The 15,121-nt window shown below is 67.7% G+C and carries 20 protein-coding genes; 6 read left to right on the top strand and 14 right to left on the bottom strand.

The window, feature by feature from the left end:
- Positions 1 to 174: 174 nt before the first annotated feature.
- The 10 genes from NFL01S_RS17190 to NFL01S_RS17145 are packed head-to-tail and all read right to left on the bottom strand — an operon-like array spanning position 175 to position 5,198.
- A complete protein-coding gene (locus NFL01S_RS17190; RefSeq protein ID WP_062976439.1) occupies positions 175 to 468 on the bottom strand; it encodes a gas vesicle protein K in 294 nt (97 codons plus the stop codon).
- Entirely contained in the window at positions 461 to 679 is a 219-nt protein-coding gene (locus NFL01S_RS17185; protein ID WP_062976437.1) for a gas vesicle protein, read from the bottom strand. Before NFL01S_RS17185 ends, NFL01S_RS17190 begins: the two co-directional genes overlap by 8 nt.
- The gene (locus NFL01S_RS17180) at positions 676 to 1,464 is read right to left on the bottom strand and encodes a GvpL/GvpF family gas vesicle protein (RefSeq protein WP_062976436.1); all 789 of its coding nucleotides are present in this window, start codon (positions 1,462 to 1,464) and stop codon (positions 676 to 678) included. Before NFL01S_RS17180 ends, NFL01S_RS17185 begins: the two co-directional genes overlap by 4 nt.
- Positions 1,454 to 1,843 (bottom strand): gas vesicle protein GvpJ, encoded by a 390-nt coding sequence (gene gvpJ, locus NFL01S_RS17175; protein ID WP_062976435.1) that lies wholly within the window; start codon positions 1,841 to 1,843, stop codon positions 1,454 to 1,456. The genes NFL01S_RS17180 and gvpJ (NFL01S_RS17175) overlap by 11 nt, the downstream gene beginning before the upstream one ends.
- A complete protein-coding gene (gvpO, locus tag NFL01S_RS17170) occupies positions 1,840 to 2,133 on the bottom strand; it encodes a gas vesicle protein GvpO (protein ID WP_062976672.1) in 294 nt (97 codons plus the stop codon). The genes gvpJ (NFL01S_RS17175) and gvpO overlap by 4 nt, the downstream gene beginning before the upstream one ends.
- A 5-nt stretch (positions 2,134 to 2,138) precedes the next feature.
- Positions 2,139 to 2,396 (bottom strand): gas vesicle protein GvpG, encoded by a 258-nt coding sequence (locus NFL01S_RS17165; protein WP_062976433.1) that lies wholly within the window; start codon positions 2,394 to 2,396, stop codon positions 2,139 to 2,141.
- Between the two features lie 3 nt (positions 2,397 to 2,399).
- The gene (locus NFL01S_RS17160; protein ID WP_062976431.1) at positions 2,400 to 3,176 is read right to left on the bottom strand and encodes a GvpL/GvpF family gas vesicle protein; all 777 of its coding nucleotides are present in this window, start codon (positions 3,174 to 3,176) and stop codon (positions 2,400 to 2,402) included.
- Entirely contained in the window at positions 3,173 to 3,580 is a 408-nt protein-coding gene (gene gvpJ, locus NFL01S_RS17155; protein ID WP_062976429.1) for a gas vesicle protein GvpJ, read from the bottom strand. Before gvpJ (NFL01S_RS17155) ends, NFL01S_RS17160 begins: the two co-directional genes overlap by 4 nt.
- A complete protein-coding gene (locus NFL01S_RS17150) occupies positions 3,577 to 4,638 on the bottom strand; it encodes an SRPBCC family protein (protein ID WP_084492819.1) in 1,062 nt (353 codons plus the stop codon). Before NFL01S_RS17150 ends, gvpJ (NFL01S_RS17155) begins: the two co-directional genes overlap by 4 nt.
- Positions 4,639 to 4,643: 5 nt before the next feature.
- The gene (locus tag NFL01S_RS17145) at positions 4,644 to 5,198 is read right to left on the bottom strand and encodes a hypothetical protein (RefSeq protein WP_063915973.1); all 555 of its coding nucleotides are present in this window, start codon (positions 5,196 to 5,198) and stop codon (positions 4,644 to 4,646) included.
- Positions 5,199 to 5,471: 273 nt separating this feature from the next.
- On the opposite strand from NFL01S_RS17145, the gene NFL01S_RS17140 reads away from it, so the two are divergent.
- Entirely contained in the window at positions 5,472 to 6,158 is a 687-nt protein-coding gene (locus tag NFL01S_RS17140) for a DUF3159 domain-containing protein (RefSeq protein ID WP_062976425.1), read from the top strand.
- Positions 6,159 to 6,339: 181 nt separating this feature from the next.
- Here NFL01S_RS17140 and dhaL read toward each other — a convergent pair whose 3' ends face one another.
- Positions 6,340 to 7,017: a dihydroxyacetone kinase subunit DhaL gene (gene dhaL / locus NFL01S_RS36985; protein WP_062976422.1), complete on the bottom strand. Its 678-nt coding sequence runs from the start codon at positions 7,015 to 7,017 to the stop codon at positions 6,340 to 6,342.
- Positions 7,018 to 7,029: 12 nt separating this feature from the next.
- A complete protein-coding gene (locus tag NFL01S_RS36980) occupies positions 7,030 to 8,025 on the bottom strand; it encodes a dihydroxyacetone kinase subunit DhaK (RefSeq protein WP_062976420.1) in 996 nt (331 codons plus the stop codon).
- A 425-nt stretch (positions 8,026 to 8,450) separates the two neighbouring features.
- Here NFL01S_RS36980 and NFL01S_RS17125 point away from each other — a divergent pair, with 425 nt between their 5' ends.
- Both NFL01S_RS17125 and NFL01S_RS17120 read left to right on the top strand, forming a co-directional pair.
- Positions 8,451 to 9,410 (top strand): alpha/beta hydrolase fold domain-containing protein, encoded by a 960-nt coding sequence (locus NFL01S_RS17125; RefSeq protein ID WP_063915972.1) that lies wholly within the window; start codon positions 8,451 to 8,453, stop codon positions 9,408 to 9,410.
- A complete protein-coding gene (locus tag NFL01S_RS17120) occupies positions 9,388 to 9,738 on the top strand; it encodes an ectoine synthase (RefSeq protein WP_062976418.1) in 351 nt (116 codons plus the stop codon). The genes NFL01S_RS17125 and NFL01S_RS17120 overlap by 23 nt, the downstream gene beginning before the upstream one ends.
- A 28-nt stretch (positions 9,739 to 9,766) precedes the next feature.
- On the opposite strand, the gene NFL01S_RS17115 is transcribed toward NFL01S_RS17120, so the two are convergent.
- A complete protein-coding gene (locus tag NFL01S_RS17115) occupies positions 9,767 to 11,011 on the bottom strand; it encodes a cytochrome P450 family protein (protein WP_062976670.1) in 1,245 nt (414 codons plus the stop codon).
- A gap of 432 nt (positions 11,012 to 11,443) precedes the next feature.
- On the opposite strand from NFL01S_RS17115, the gene NFL01S_RS17110 reads away from it, so the two are divergent.
- The 3 genes from NFL01S_RS17110 to NFL01S_RS17100 all read left to right on the top strand — a co-directional run bounded on the left by NFL01S_RS17110 (position 11,444) and on the right by NFL01S_RS17100 (position 14,598).
- On the top strand, positions 11,444 to 12,259 hold the full coding sequence (locus NFL01S_RS17110) for a class I SAM-dependent methyltransferase (RefSeq protein ID WP_062976416.1): 816 nt from the start codon (positions 11,444 to 11,446) through the stop codon (positions 12,257 to 12,259).
- A 104-nt stretch (positions 12,260 to 12,363) separates the two neighbouring features.
- Entirely contained in the window at positions 12,364 to 12,897 is a 534-nt protein-coding gene (msrA, locus tag NFL01S_RS17105; RefSeq protein ID WP_157116609.1) for a peptide-methionine (S)-S-oxide reductase MsrA, read from the top strand.
- A gap of 90 nt (positions 12,898 to 12,987) precedes the next feature.
- Positions 12,988 to 14,598 (top strand): bifunctional phosphatase PAP2/diacylglycerol kinase family protein, encoded by a 1,611-nt coding sequence (locus tag NFL01S_RS17100; protein WP_245670732.1) that lies wholly within the window; start codon positions 12,988 to 12,990, stop codon positions 14,596 to 14,598.
- Between the two features lie 2 nt (positions 14,599 to 14,600).
- On the opposite strand, the gene NFL01S_RS17095 is transcribed toward NFL01S_RS17100, so the two are convergent.
- Positions 14,601 to 15,023, bottom strand: a complete 423-nt coding sequence (locus NFL01S_RS17095; protein ID WP_062976667.1) for a VOC family protein — start codon at positions 15,021 to 15,023, stop codon at positions 14,601 to 14,603.
- Positions 15,024 to 15,121: the final 98 nt, after the last annotated feature.

Here is a 15,121-nt window from a genome sequence, read left to right as displayed (position 1 = left end):
CGACGAACCGGGCGGTACGGCATATGGACACATCGCCGTCTATTACGATTCTGAAGCGTGCGATGCAATTATGCAATATCATATCTGTGGGCACTCAGGTCCGCGTAACCCCGATATCACCGAACGGGCGGACGGATACTGTCCGCAGCGCACGGTACGGACAGGGGGAGCAGTTCACTCGCGGGGGAGCAGGGTGCCCAGTGGGCCGAGGTCGATATTGAGGTCCTCGGCGGTGAGGCCGAAATGGTCGCGGAGTTCGCCCATCCGTTCCTCGAGCAGCATCAGCGTGGTACCGATTCGCTCGATCCGGTCCTCGCTCAGATCGCCTTCGTCGACTCGTCGCAAGGCCTGTCGTTCCATCAGCTGGCGCAACAGTTCCACCAGGGTGAGAACGAGGGTGACCAGACCGCGTTCCACCGATTCCGGGTCCGCGTCGATACGCGGCGGGATCCCCTCGAACTCAGTCATCCGACGGCTCCAGGGCATCGCGCGGGATCCGTTCCAGTGCGGGGCCCGACAGAGTTTTGATGGAGGAGATGAGGGCGCGCAGCGAGATCTGCACCAGGTCGACATCGTCGATGGAGAGCCGGATATCACCGGAGATCACCACCCCGCCCGCCAGGACCCGGTCCAGCAGATCGACGAGGGCGATACGGCGTTCACTGTCGGGCCGGGTCATGAGGGCGTCCGGTCCACACCCGCGAACGAATACGGAGGCCACGGGCCGGTGAGTTCGAGCCGGATACCGGCGACGGTCCGGTCGAGTTCGGCGACTGCGGCCGCGAATTCGTCGGCGCCGGTGTCGTCGACGAGATAGGTACCGTTGAGGACCAGCCAGTCCCGGCGGCCGTGCAGCACCGGATCGGTCAGCGGCTGGCAGCGGCCCGCGGCGGCGCGGCGCACCAGTTGCCCATGGATTTCCGAGGCCCGCGCCGCGGCGTCGCGTTCCACGTTTTCCTGCGCCGACAGCTGTGCGCGGCGCCGGGCCAGATAGGCGGTGCCTTTACCGCCGACGGCACCCGCGGTTTCCGCATCGGCCACTGCGGCGGTGAGGGCGGCGCGGTCGCAGTACGCCTTCACACCCCATTCGGTCCGGCCGTTCACCAGCGTCAACGCCGATTCGAAATCGCCACGCCGCTCCTCGAGCATATCCACGACTCGATCGTCGTCGAGGAAAACGGTGGCCAACCGCAACGGGACCACCGGGCCGCACCGCAGTAGTGCGGAGACCACGGCGTCGTGCGCGCGGGCAGTGGCTTCCAGCCAGTCCAGATCTTCCAGGTTGCGGCGCAGCGGTACGTCGCCGAACACCGCGAGGGGTACCGAACCGACGACGGCGGTCAGCTCCGCTGATCGCACGGGTCGCGGGGACTCGCCCGCCACACCGGTGAGGTCCTCCGGACCGGCAGTGCCGTCCGCGGTGCGTGTTACCGCGTACAGCCATACCCCCAGGTCATCGGTCACGGTCCCGCTCCAGCTCGCGGTCGCGTTCCAGGACGGCGGGGTGCTCGGTCCGGGCCTCCAACTCGGCGATACGGTCGCGCAGTTTCCGGTTCTCGAGCTCGAGGTCGTGATCCTGGCGTTCGAGCGTGCGGGCATTGCTGTTGAGCCACGGGTCGGTCTCCCACCAGTCGATCCCGACGGATTTCGCCGTCTCCAGGGAGGCCACGACCAACCGGAGCTTGATGGTGAGCAGTTCGATATCGAGCAGGTTCACCTGGATATCGCCGGCTATCACGATCCCCTTGTCGAGAACGCGCTCGAGGATATCGCCGAGATTCGACGACTGATGACCGCCACCGTACGGTTGCGGTACCGACGACCCGCCGCTCGCGACCGTCATCGCATCCCTCGCCCGCCGATATCCGCGCTGCCTCGGGCATAACGCCGGGTTCTGCGGTAGGCCAGCAGATTTCCGTCGGGATCGATCTCGACCTCGTAGAGCGCCAGCATATCGGCCGACGAGGGAATCCGACGGTCTTCGACCACCTCGACCTCCACCAGCCACCCGGCTTCCGTCGGTTCGGTGGAGGTGGCGCCGAGGATCGGTTTCGGCATCAGCTCGGTCAAGTGATCCATCGCGGTCGCTCCGGCCTGCGCCGCGGTGACCGGTGCCGGTTGCGTCTCGTTCACTGGAATCACTCCTTCGCGCCGGTGGGCGTCGGATCCTCCGGTCGCTGGATCATCCGGTTCAGAACCTGCTGCTGGGCCTGCCGATATTCCGGCTCCGGCAGCCGGCCCGCGGCCATTGCGTCGTCGAGTTCGTCGAGTTCGCGCCGGATATCGGCCGGATCGTGCATCTGCTGTTCGACCTGCTCCTGGATCAGCTCACCCAGCCAGACCACTCCTCGCACCGGTGCCAGCGGTAACGACAGCAGCGAGGTCAGCAAGCCCATGAGTCAGCCCTCCGGTTCCCGTTTCATCACGAAGTCGTAGGCCGCCATCGGGCCCAGCAGGCCGAGCTGGATGCGGCCGTCCCATTGTTCGGAGAGTCCGGTCAGCGTCTCCTCCAGTTCGTCTCGCTGCGACAGGTCGATGAGGACGGCGAGGTGGACCGCATCCTGATCGTGGGTCGGTGGCCGTTCGGCGACAACCGGGCGGACTGCAACGAGAGTGTCGACCACCCGCCGGGTGTCTACCGCGCGCTTATCCGCGATCGACCGGTAGATGATCTCGCCCAGCGTCATCCGCGCATCTCGGGTGGTTTCCTCCGGAGCGCCGCGAAGCTGCTCGCGCAGCCGGGCGGCCTCGGGATTCTCGTCGAGCAGTTCGCGCAGAACGACCTCCTCCACATAGCGGCCCTTGACGACGAACTGTGCGCGGCCCTCGAGCTCGGCCAGCGCGGCTCGGAACTCGTCGTAGTTCGGCCGTAGCAATTCCCGCTCCACCGACTCCGCATCGGACATGACCGCACCGAACCGCAGCGGCAGCACCGGGCTGACGGCCGCCGTACCGTCCAGCAGTTCCGAGTGGGCGGTCAGATCCTGCGCGGTGCCCAGGGGCCGCTGCGGCATATCGCTGACCAAGGCGGCGATATCGCCGTATCGCACCACCGTGACCTCGCTCGGCGGCTCGCCGATACCCGCGGCATGCTCTTGGGGTTCTACGTCCGCCGGCACGATTCCGTAGACGTAGACGGGCCCAGCGCTGGTATCGCCGACCGGCTCGGCAGTCATCGGTTCTTCTCGTTTCCGGATGCCCCGTGTTCCTGGCGGCGGGTCTGCTCGACATCGTCGAAGAAGTTCGCGACCTTTTCTCCCGCGGCCTCGAGCGCGCCCTTTGTCTTGCGTTCGGCCCCACCCTCGGTGATATCGCCGACCAATCCCGGTAGGCCCGTCGGCTCACTGCCGGAGATTTCGAGCCGGTTCACGGCGTCGGCGAAACGCAGGTAGGTATCGACGCTCGCCACCACCACTCTGGCGTCGATGGTCAGCAGTTCGATACCGACCAGCGATACGCGGACGAATGCGTCGATAACCAGGCCCTTGTCGAGAATGGTGTCGACGACATCTGCCAGGCTCGATGCGTTCGGCCGGGCCGTCATACCGCCCGCTGCGCCCCCGGCCGGTTCGACCGTCATCGTCTCGCCCCTCGACTCGCGGGCGGGCGGGCCTCGGTTGCGGACTCGCGTGCCGACCGGCGGCGCCGGGTGGATTTTCCCTCCGGCTCCGTGGCGCGGTCTTCGTCTTCAGGGCCTTCGTCTTCGAGTGGTTCATCGTCGAGCGGTTCGTCGTGGGGGGTTTCCGATTCGATGCCCGCATCGCCGGCCGGGCTGCCGTCGGTCTCGGTGGCGTGATCGTCTTGCTCACGCCGGCGGGCGGACTCGTCGTCCTCGACGACCTCTCGATCGCGGATCTCGCCGTGCCAGCCCGCGATATCGTCCGCGTGCAGCACGCTCTCGGTCATCACGTACCGCTGGAAATGCTTCAGTTCGAGCCGGACCCGCCGGCCGGCGGCGCGCCAGAGATTTCCGATTTTCTCGACGAACCCACCGGGGTGATATTCGAGAACCACGATGATGCGGGTCAGGTCCGGGGTGAGTTGGTGGAAGGTCACCGCGCCGTCGATATAGCCTTTCTCGCCCTTCGAACGCCACAGGATCCGCTGGAACGGCACCTGTTCGACAATCGTGGACTGCCAGCTCCGTTTGGACCAGAAAACCTTGCCGGACCAGTCGAGCTTCTCGTCGGAGACCTGGTCGACGGTTTCGACCTTCTTCATGAACTTCGGAAAGTCCGCGAACTGGGTCCACTGATCGTAGGCGAGGTCGATCGGGACGCCCACGTCGATATATTCGACGATATTCGTCAGCTTCAGCTTCTTACCGCCGGAACCTTTCCCTTTCCCGCCGGTCAATGCCTGTCCGGCGTCCGCGAACTTCTCCTTGACGGTGTGTCCGATCGTGTCCGCGCCGGTGCTGAGTGCTACCGAGAGTGGCGATTTTCCTTCCGCGAGTTTCTCGGCGCCGGTCACCGCCGACAGCAGAGATCCAGCCCCGCCGCCCTCGGCGACTCGGGTGAGCCGCTCGGTCGTACCGGACAGCCGGTCCGTGATCCCCGAGACGGCACGTTCGGTGATCGTGGCGGCGAGCTGCTGTAGCGAGTTCTGCAGCTGACCCGGGGGAGCTTTCGTGGTCATGTGGTTCACCGCCTCGTACGGCGGACGGGCGCGGTGTCGTCGGTGGTCGATTGGCCGGCGGCGCGGCGTCGGGAAGTGCCCGCCGCGGCGGCCCGTGCCGGTGTCCGTACCCGGTTCTCACCGGTCCGCCCGCGGGCGGTGGAGGCCGTCGCACGGGTGCGGGTGGCCGTCCTGCTCTTCGGTGCGGGTTCGGCCGGCTCGCGGTCCTGGGCAGGCTCGTATTCGTCGTCGTTGTCCTCGTCCTGGACTGCTTTGCCGAGATCGGCGCCGCTGTCCCGCTGGTGCTGCAGGCGGGCGTTCAGCGAATCGATGCGGTTGCTCGCGGCCGTGACTGCGGCGGCCCTGGCGGCTTCGAGCAGCTCACCGCGCACCGTTTCGGTAATTTTCGCGAGTTCCGGTGAAGTGCCGACTGCCGAGGTCGTCCGTTCCAGTAATGCCTGTGGCCCGCCCCGGCCGCTCAAGCCGACACCGGCGAGCATCAGTGCAAACTTCATCTTGCGCGTCCGGCCCAGGACGTATCCGACCCCGACCGCCCCGGCCATCCGCATTCCACACTTCATGGTGACTCCTAGTCCGGCATTCACTCCTCGTTCGGCATCGCCCGCGCGCGAGCGGTGGGGTGTGGCCATAGCCATGACGCGGAAATGTGGTTCAGGCCACATATGGCTCTCTATGGCTGACCGTACGCCGATATCCGGGCCGACGTAACCCCGGTAAACGCCTCCCGACCGGCGCCGGACCGGCCGATTCCGGCTGAGGCTTGAGTATGCCGTTACGGCACAGGTTCCACTGGAGCCATCGCAGAGGTCCGCACAGTCGGGAGGACGGGAACAATGATCGACCACAAGCACCTTCGGGCGGCAGCCGAGCCGGCCCCACCCGTGCCCGGCGCCGACCGGCCTGCCGTACCACCGAGCTTGCTCGACCAGATGGGCGGGCCCATGGGCTTCGTCTACTCGACCGTCCCGGTCGTCGTGTTCGTCGCGGCGAATGCGGTCCTGCCGCTGGTGGCGACGGTCGGCGTTTCGGTCGCGGTCGCGATCGCGCTGACCGGGTTCCGGCTGTGGCGCGGGGAGCGGTTCTCCTCGGCGACCGGCGGGCTGCTCGCCATCGCGGCCGCCGTGGGGATCGTGCTGTGGACCGGATCGGCGAAAGATTTCTTCGTCGTCGGGATCTGGGCCGCGCTGGCCGGTTTCGTGGTCGCGTTCGCCTCATTGCTGGTCCGCCGCCCGCTGACCGGGGTCGTCTGGAATCTCGTACACGGCGGTAAGCACGCCTGGCGCGCGGACAAGGTCGCGCTGCGCACCCACGATATCGCCACCGCGGCCGCGGCACTGGTCTTCGGCGCCCGGTTCGTGGTGAAGGAATGGCTGTATCTCACCGATTCCACGACCTGGCTCGCCGTCGCGAAGGTCGCCATGGGCACTCCGTTGACCGTGCTGGCCGCGCTCGTCGTCGTCTGGGCGTTCCGGCGCACCACGAAACGGTTCATCGCACAACCCGACCGCACTTCCGTCTGACTCGGCAGCCCGCCCCGCCCCCTGCACCTCCGTCCGGCCCCTCGACGTCCGCCTCGATCTCGGACTGCGCCTCGACTCCTGACGCAGCCCCGGCCCGTACGGCGCTGGGTTCCGCAGGATGCCGACCCCAGCCCCCACCCAGCCGCCGATCAGCACGCCCGCGGCACCGGGGGCCGGCCGGTCAGGTGGCTGTATCGAGCCATCCGGTGTCGATATCACCCGGCCGGTCGGCACAGGCCGCGGCGGCGGTTTGCAGAATCAGCGCCGCGGCGGCCGCGCCCGGATCCAGTACGCCCCGCGCGACCTCGCCCACATAGCTGGCGCGGCCGCGCTTCGCGACCAGAGAGGCGGTACCCGCCGCGCCCTGTACCGCGGCATCGGCGGTGGCGTCGAGCGCGGCACCGGGGTCGCTGCCTGCCGCGACGCGGGCGGCGAGGGTTTCGGCCGCCGGGGCCAAGGCGTCGACCATCGTCTTGTGCCCGACCTCGGCATTCCCGTACCGCTGCACCGTGGCGAGCCCGGCGCTCAACCCGCGGGAGAACTCCGCCGTGCTGGGTTCCGAATCCTTTGTGCAGCGGGCGAGTTCGCGGAAGAACATTCCGAACAGCGGTCCGCTCGTCCCGCCGGTGCCGAGGAACCCCCAGGACACCGCGGTCAGCCAAGCCGCGTAGGAGGCGGGGGGTTCGGCATCGATATTGGTGCGCGCCCGGCGCAGGGCAGCGGCGATATTGGCGCCGAAATCGCCGTCGCCGGCGCGGCGATCCAGATCCGCGAGGGCCTCGGTGCGGTCGAGGAAGGCCGCGAACATCGTGTTCACCCAGCGTTCGCCGAATCCGGCGGGCAATGCGGTGTCATTCATGGGCGGGCTCCTTCACCAGGTCAGGGCGGGGGTGCGCACGGGCGCGTCCCACAGCGGCAGCAGATCGGCATCGGCGGGTAGCAGGGTGACCGAGACGCCGACCATATCGAGCGAGGTCACATAGCTGCCGGCGAGCGACCGGGCGACGGTGATGCCCTGTCCGGCGAGCCGGTGGTGCACCGCACGGGCCGCGATCGACAGTTCGATGGGGTAGGCGCCGCCGAGACCGTTCACGATCGCGACCACCGCGGACCCACGCGTGCAGCCGAGTTCGGTGACCAGTGGGTCGACCAGCCGTGCGATCAATGTATCGGCGTCGGCGAACGGGACGCGGCCGGTGCCGCGTTCGCCGTGGATGCCCACGCCCAGTTCGACTTCGGCGGGATCGAGCGTGAAGGCGGGACTCGTCTCGCCGGGGTGGGTGCCGGCGCTGAGCGCGAAACTCAGCGTGCGCGCGTTACGTGCGACGCGACGGCCGAATTCGGCGACCGTGCGCAGGTCCGCACCCGCTTCCGCGCTCGCCCCGCAGATCTTCTCGACCGCGAGAACGGCCGCGGTGCCGCGGCGGCCCGGCCCGTCATCGCTCTGGGTGGCCAGATCGTCGTCCACCAGCACGGTTTCGGTCGCGACTGCGTTGTCATCGCCGGCGAGTTCGCCGGCGATCCGGAAGTTGAGCACATCGCCGGTGTAGTTCTTCACGATCTGTACGACACCCCGCCCGGAATCCGCTGCGACCGTGCCCTCGTGCACCTGCAGCGCAGTCGGACTGGCGAATACAGCGCCCGGTACGGCGACGTCGAGCATGCCGCTGCCGACGAAACCGGCGTGCAGTGGTTCGTGCCCGGACCCGCCGCCGGATACGAGTCCGACCTTGTCGCGCGCCGGCGTCGCCCGGGTCACGAGGCCGCGTTCTCGGTCGTAGGCGATGAGCGTGGGATTGGTGAGGGCGAGCCCTTCCAACGCCTCCTCGGGAGCCTTCTCGGGCAGGTTGAGAATCTGTCGGCGCACGGTGCTCCTTCGGATCGGCTCCGACCGATGCTAGTTCAGAACGGCAAGCGAACCGGTGGCCGTTTCGGCTGCGTTTCGGGTGGCCTGTTCGTCGAGGACCGCCGTCCGCAGACAGGGCGGTCAGCGATCCACCCGGCCGGCTCCCCGGCGTCGGGTGCGGACGATCGATCTGCCGGGCCGGGGCGCGCAGGGCGGGTGCCCCGGACGAACCCTGCCGGGTGCGGCGTTCGATCCTGGACCCCTGTTTAGTTGCCCGCTCAGCGGTAATGCCGACGGCACGGAGCCGGTGGATACCGCGCGGGGGTCGAGTATCCGCCGGTCGTCGAACGCGATGGACGGAGGACGACCATGTCCGGATCGGGCACTCACAATGCCCTACGGCCGGGGCGGCCGCACGCTCGCGACCATATGCGGGCGGAGATCCCATGATCTCGTGGCAGGCGCGGGCGTTGTTCGCGCGAATGTGGTTGCGGCGGAACAAGCGGTTCTACGCCGATCCCGCGGCCATGCGCAACGGATTACCGCGGCATCAGGAACCGAAGCGTTCCCGGCCCCCACGGCGTATCGCGGCGAAATTCCACGTGACCTGCCAGGAGGTCGGCGGTCGGCCCGTCTATACCCTCACACCACCCGGTGGGCCGAGTTCGCCCTGGCATATCTTCCATATGCACGGCGGTGGTTTCGTGGAGTCGCCCGAACCGCATCACTGGCGGTTCGCGGGCCGGATCGTCGCGCGGACCGGCTGCACCTACACCCTGCCGATGTATCCGCTGGCGCCCGAGAACGACCACCGGACGATCGTTCCGATGATCGAGCGCGCCTACGACCGGGTGTCCCGCGAGACCGCACCCGGCGACTGCATCGTTTTCGGTGATTCGGCCGGCGGCACGCTCGCCCTCACCCTGGCCCGTCACCTGTACGAACGCGGAGAACCGCAACCGCGGGCCCTGGCGTTGTTCTCCCCGTGGATCGATCTGGCGACCGACGATCCGCTGTCGCTGACCATCGACGACCGCGACCCGGAACTCGGCGTCTCCGGTTTGAAGCAGGCCGGTCGATGGTATGCGGCCGACAGGGCCCTGGACGATCCACACATCAGTCCGGCGTTCGCCGATCTCACCGGCCTCGCACCGACCGTCGTCTTCATCGGTCACCGCGACATCCTGCTACCCGATGCCCGGCGGGTGGCCGAACTCGGCGATGCGGCCGGCGTGCCGGTCGAGCTGCACGAATACCCCGGGATGATGCACAACTGGATCATGAAGAAAATCCCCGAGGCCAGGCAGGCGACCGGCGAACTACTGCAGTTCCTGCGAACAGCGCCCACCGCACTCCCAGCGAACAGCGAAGGAGGAACCGGCAATGATCGTGCGGACAATCCGTGACATCACCGGAACCGATCGGCAGGTCGACACCGATCACTGGATCTCGAAACGGATCGTCCTGTCCGACGACGACGTCGGTTTCTCGTATCATGAGACCACTGTCGCCGCGGGTACCGAGACCCCGCTGCACTATCCCGACTACATCGAAGCCGTCTGGCTCATCGAAGGTCACGGCCATCTGATCGACCGGGACAGCGAAACGGCACATACCCTTGCCCCCGGCACCATGTATCTGCTCGACGGGCACGAACGCCACACCATCATCGCCGACACCCGGCTGCGAATGTACTGCGTATTCGCGCCCGCGGTACCACCCGGCAGCGATTGATCCGGCCGCCGGCCGCGGTGGGCCGGTTTCAGACGGGGAAGGGCGGTGACGGCGGGAACGTCACCGGCAGTGCGGTGAGCGATCGGTGGAAGGGACCGGGGCGCCAGTCCGGTCCGTCGGGCATATCCACTTCCATCTCCGGGAGGGCGTCGAGCAGCTGATCGATCGCCTCCTGGGCCACCAGATAGGCCGGGGTCTGCGCGGGACAACTGCGCTGGCCCAGGCCCCAGGACAGATGGGAGCGGTTACCGCGGTGATCGTCGGACCGGATCGCCGGGTCGTGGTTGCAGGCGGCGATACTGATGACCACCGGCTGGTGGGCGGGTAGCCAGGCATCCTCGATCAGGATCGGCTGCCGTGGATAGGTGATGAGGAAGTTCGCCATCGGCGGGTTGTCGAACAGTACTTCGTCGAGGGCGTCGCGGGTGGACAGGCTGCCGCCCAGCACGCTGCCGCCGAGACGGTCCTCGGTGAGGATCAGCAGCAGGGTATTGGCGATCAGGTTCTGCTGGAGTTCGATCACTGCGCCGTACAGGCCGGCCAGCTGGTGCACCATTTCCTCTTCGTCGAGTTGCGCCTCGTGCTGGAGTAGCCGCGTGGTCACATCGTCGCCGGGGTGTGAGCACTTGTAGGCGGCCAGTTCGGCCAGGGCGGCATTGATCGCCTGGTTGGCCTCACCGGCGTCGGCGCCTTCGAACATGGCGGCCATCCCCGCCGATACCCGCTGCCCGATCTCCGGAGGGCAGCCCAGCAGCGTATTGCAGACTCCGAAGGTCAACGGGAACGCGTACTGGCGAAGGAGATCGGCGCTACCCGTTTCGCAGAAAGAGTTGATCAGCGGGGTTGCGAGGCCGGATACCGCCGCACGCAAGCTGTGTAGATCCACATCCGTGAGAGCCGTGAGATTGGCCGCCCGGTAGCGCCGGAACGCCTCGCCGGTGCTGCGGGCGGGGACAGGTCGCCACTGCATGATCGGCAGGACGGGGCAGTCGGCGGGCATATCCTTCTGCCAGGTGCGCGGATCGGCCGGAAAATGTTCGTGATCGTTGAGGATGTGCACCGCCACCGCATGCTCGATCACCAGTGTCGCGGGCACACCGGGAGCCAGATCGACCGGCACCATCGACCGATGCGCGCGGCGCATCTGCCCGTACAGCCGGTGCGGGTTCTCGGCGAACTCGGGCGCGTACAGCGGGAACCGGGGGCCGCCGTCGGCGACCGGGGAACCGTGTACCGGGCCGGCGGCGGGGGTGTCGAACTGTCGGGTTGTCAAAGAGGCTCCATACTGTTTCGCGCTGTGCGCCGGAGTCTCCCGTATCCCGGCGCCGATGTGGAACACTACGCGAACGATGCATATATTGCGTTGCGCCTCAGCGGGTTTACGGAACATGTCGCATCCATGTCACCATTGATCGGTGGCGCCGGTGGACAGACGTCCACGGACCGGCGAGCGATCGAACCGCCGAGGGGTATGGGCCCGGTATGCGGGCAGCGGACGGCTGCGGCCGGCGCCGGCGCGGCTGGTCGCCGTCCTTGTGATCCGCCCGGATCGAGCATTGTGGACGCCCGTGCCGAAGCCGACAATGGGATGGTCCGGTAGCGATCTGACCGGGTGTTTTCGACAACTGCACGGACGGCCGCGAGAGTGTTCTCCGGAGGGCGCGACATGCCGTGAAATCAGCAGTTCCGATGCGAGGAGCAGGCGATGACACAGTCCGCAACCGAGGACCTGAAAGCCAAGCACAGAGCCATCTGGGCGTCCGGCGATTACTCCCGGGTCGCCGACGACGTGATCCCCGGACTGGGCGAACGTCTCGTCCGGGCCACGCCGATCGGGCCGGGCACCAAGGTGCTGGATATTGCGGCCGGAACGGGGAACGCCGCGATACCGGCCGCAGCCGCCGGTGCCGAGGTGGTGGCCGGTGATCTGACCCCTGAATTGTTCGAGGCCGGTCGCCGCAAGGCCGCGGCGGCCGGGGTGCAACTGCGCTGGGAGCAGGCGGACGCGGAAGCACTGCCCTACGCCGACGGCGAATTCGATGTGGTGATCTCGTGTGTGGGAATCATGTTCGCACCGCTGCACCGGGCTGCCGCCGATGAACTGGTCAGGGTCACCAGAAGCGGTGGTTCGATCGGGTTGGTGAACTGGACACCCGCCGGGTTCATCGGGCAGATGTTCGCCACCATGAAACCGTTCGCCCCACCGCCGCCCGCCGGGGCGCAACCGCCGCCGCTGTGGGGGTCGGAAGAGCACGTCACCGCGTTACTCGGTGACCGGGTCGGCGGGCTGGAAATGCGTCGTGAGCACGCCGTCGTGGACTGCTTCGCCGACGCCGACGCCTTCCGCACCTTCTTCAAAACCAACTACGGGCCCACCATCGCCGTCTACAGGTCCTTGGCCGGTGAGCCGGAACGCGCCGGGCAGCTCGACCGTGACCTCACCGATCTCGCGGCCGCGTTCGACCTCGGCGGTGGGCGGATGGAATGGGAGTATCTGCTGGTCACAGCGCAGCGGACCTGACCTGCACAGCACAGCGACGCCTGATGGACACGGTGCGGCGGACGTGCGCCGGTCCCGTCCGGGGACTTTCCCGGCTGCCTACGGCGTTGTACCGGGGACGCATAATGTGGGGGGACGAAGGAGGAAGCGTGACCGAAACGCGTAAGGCGATCCTGGCCGGTGGGTGCTTCTGGGGTATGCAGGAGCTGATCCGTAAGCAGCCGGGGGTGCTCGATACCCGGGTCGGGTACACCGGCGGACAGAACGATCACCCCACCTACCGCAACCACCCCGGCCATGCCGAAGCGGTCGAGATCGTCTACGACCCGGCGCAGACCGACTACCGGGCGCTGCTGGAATTCTTCTTCCAGATCCACGACCCGACCACGAAGGATCGCCAGGGCAACGATATCGGCACCAGCTACCGCTCCGAGATTTTCTATCTCGACGACGAGCAGAAGCGGGTCGCGCTCGAAACGATCGCCGATGTCGAGGATTCCGGGCTGTGGCCGGGCAAGGTCGTCACCGAGGTATCGCCGGCGGTCGAGTTCTGGGAGGCCGAACCCGAGCACCAGGACTACCTGCAGACTTTCCCCAACGGTTACACCTGCCATTTCCCCCGCCCCGGCTGGAAGCTGCCGCGGCGGTCCACGGCATAGGTGCGGACCGAGTTCCGCTGCCCGGCCGGTGAATCCGCTGATACCCCGTGGAGTCGCGGGGGTGGGCATGCGCTGGGTAGTGTCGGCCGGGTGAGTAGGTGGACGGGCCGTAGGTTCCGCAGGATCGGCCGGATCGATCGCGCGGTGGGCGATACGGTGGCGGCGCTACCGGCCTCGAAGGCCGATATGGGTCTGCTGCGGCTCACCTCGGGCGCCGATCACGGTGTCCTGTGGATGGCTCTTGCGGGGGTGCTGGCTTCGCGTAGCGGGTCGCCGCGGCGGGCCGCGGTGCGTGGGATCGCCTCGGTGGCCGGGGCGAGCTTCGTGACGAACGTGGTGCTCAAATCCGTTTTCGCACGTCGCCGGCCGGCCGCCGAACTGATGCCCGCGCATCGGCGGCTGGTACCGGCGCCGACCTCCTCGTCCTTCCCCTCCGGGCACAGCGCCAGCGCCGCCGCGTTCGCCACGGCGGTGGCGATGGAGAGCCCGCGTACCGCGCTGTTCGTGGCGCCGGTGGCGGCGGCCGTCGCCTACTCACGGGTGCACACCGGTGTGCACTGGGGTTCGGATGTACTGGTCGGCGCGGCCGTCGGCTCCGGGATCGCCCTGGCCACCCGGCGCTGGTGGCCGGTGCGCGAATCCGACGAGGCGCGGGCGGGCATCGTCCCCGAAGTACCTGTCCTCGCGGACGGCAAGGGGCTGATCGTGATGGTCAACCCGGTCTCCGGGGACGCGAACTACGATCCCACCGACGATATCGCCGCCGCCCTGCCCGCGGCGACGGTAGTGCGGACCCGCCCGGACGTGGATTGCGCCGTGCAGTTGGCACAGGTCGTGGACGCGCAGCAGGAGCCGGTACAGGCGGTCGGTGTGGCCGGCGGGGACGGCACCGTGGCGGCCGTGGCCGCCTTCGCGCTCCGCAAGGACCTGCCGCTGGTGGTGATCCCCACCGGAACCCTCAACCATTTCGCCCGCGATCTGGGTGTCTACGATCTGCGTGAAGTGATCGACGCGACCGGTGTCGGCGAGGCCGTGGCGGTCGATATCGCCGCCGTCGAGTACGGGGACGAAAATGGCACCCGCACACGGCATCTGATCAATACCTTCAGTCTCGGGTCTTACCCGGACCTGGTCCGTCTGCGGGAGAAGTGGCAGAAGCGGTGGGGTAAATGGCCGGCCTTCGCCGCGGCGCTCGTGGTCACCCTGCGCCGCGCCGAACCCATCGAAATCTTCCTGGACGGTCGCTGGCAGCGGGTGTGGTTCCTGTTCGTCGGCAACGGCCCCTATCATCCGCACGGTGCGGTGCCGGCGTTCCGGGACCGGCTCGATTCCGGCCTGCTGGATGTGCGCTGGCTACGCGCCGATCTGCGGTGGTCACGGACACGCGCGGTAGTCGCGCTGGTATCGGCCGCGATCGGGCACAGCCGGGTGTACGGCGAACGCCAGCTGCCCGAGTTGCATGTGCAGCTACCCGAGCCGGAGGCGCTCGCCGCCGACGGTGAGGTGATCGGCAGCGCGACCCATCTGCGCTTTTCCGTGGCCGGGCAGCTGGCGGTCTACCGGCGGGACGAATCCAATCCGCTCTGGGTCAACCGCAGCCGTCCGCATCATCGCCGGGCCCCGTGGCTACCGGAGGTGTTCCGTATTCCGGTGGGCGGCCGGATCGCCCTGGCGATGCGCGGTTTCGGCGGTTCCGGGTAGGACTACTGTCCGCCGAAGTCGAACATCCACGGGATGGAGAACCGGTCGGTCATCATGCCGAACAGTTCGGTCCATTCCGTTTTCGCGAGCTGCATATCGATGGTTCCGCCGACGGCGAGGGCGTCGAACAGCCGCCGCGCCTCGTCCGGATCGCTGAGTTCGAGACATACCGTGAAGTTCGGGCGCGTGGAGATATCGACGGTCTGCCCGGGCGGGCAGTCCGAGCCCATCAGTATCTGTTCGACACCGTTGAGCGGCAGGGCCACATGCGCCACCAGGTTCTTGGCCTCGGCGGGCAGGTTTTCGGCCTCTCCCATATCGCCGAAGCGGATCAGCTGGAGGTCGCCGCCGAATACGGATTGATAGAAGGTGAACGCCTCCTCGGCATTGCCGTTGAACATGAGGTACGGATTGACGGATTTCATGCGGATCTCCTTCTCGGCCGAATGCGGATATCGGAGGAACGCCGGGACCGGGCGTCGGGCACGGCCTGGGCCGTCGAACCGTACTGCCGGGTCCGGAT

The organism is Nocardia flavorosea NBRC 108225, assembly GCF_001613385.1.
GTDB lineage: Bacteria > Actinomycetota > Actinomycetes > Mycobacteriales > Mycobacteriaceae > Nocardia > Nocardia flavorosea.
The sequence above is the reverse complement of the archived record's forward strand: the minus strand, read 5'-3'. Positions and strand labels throughout refer to the sequence as shown.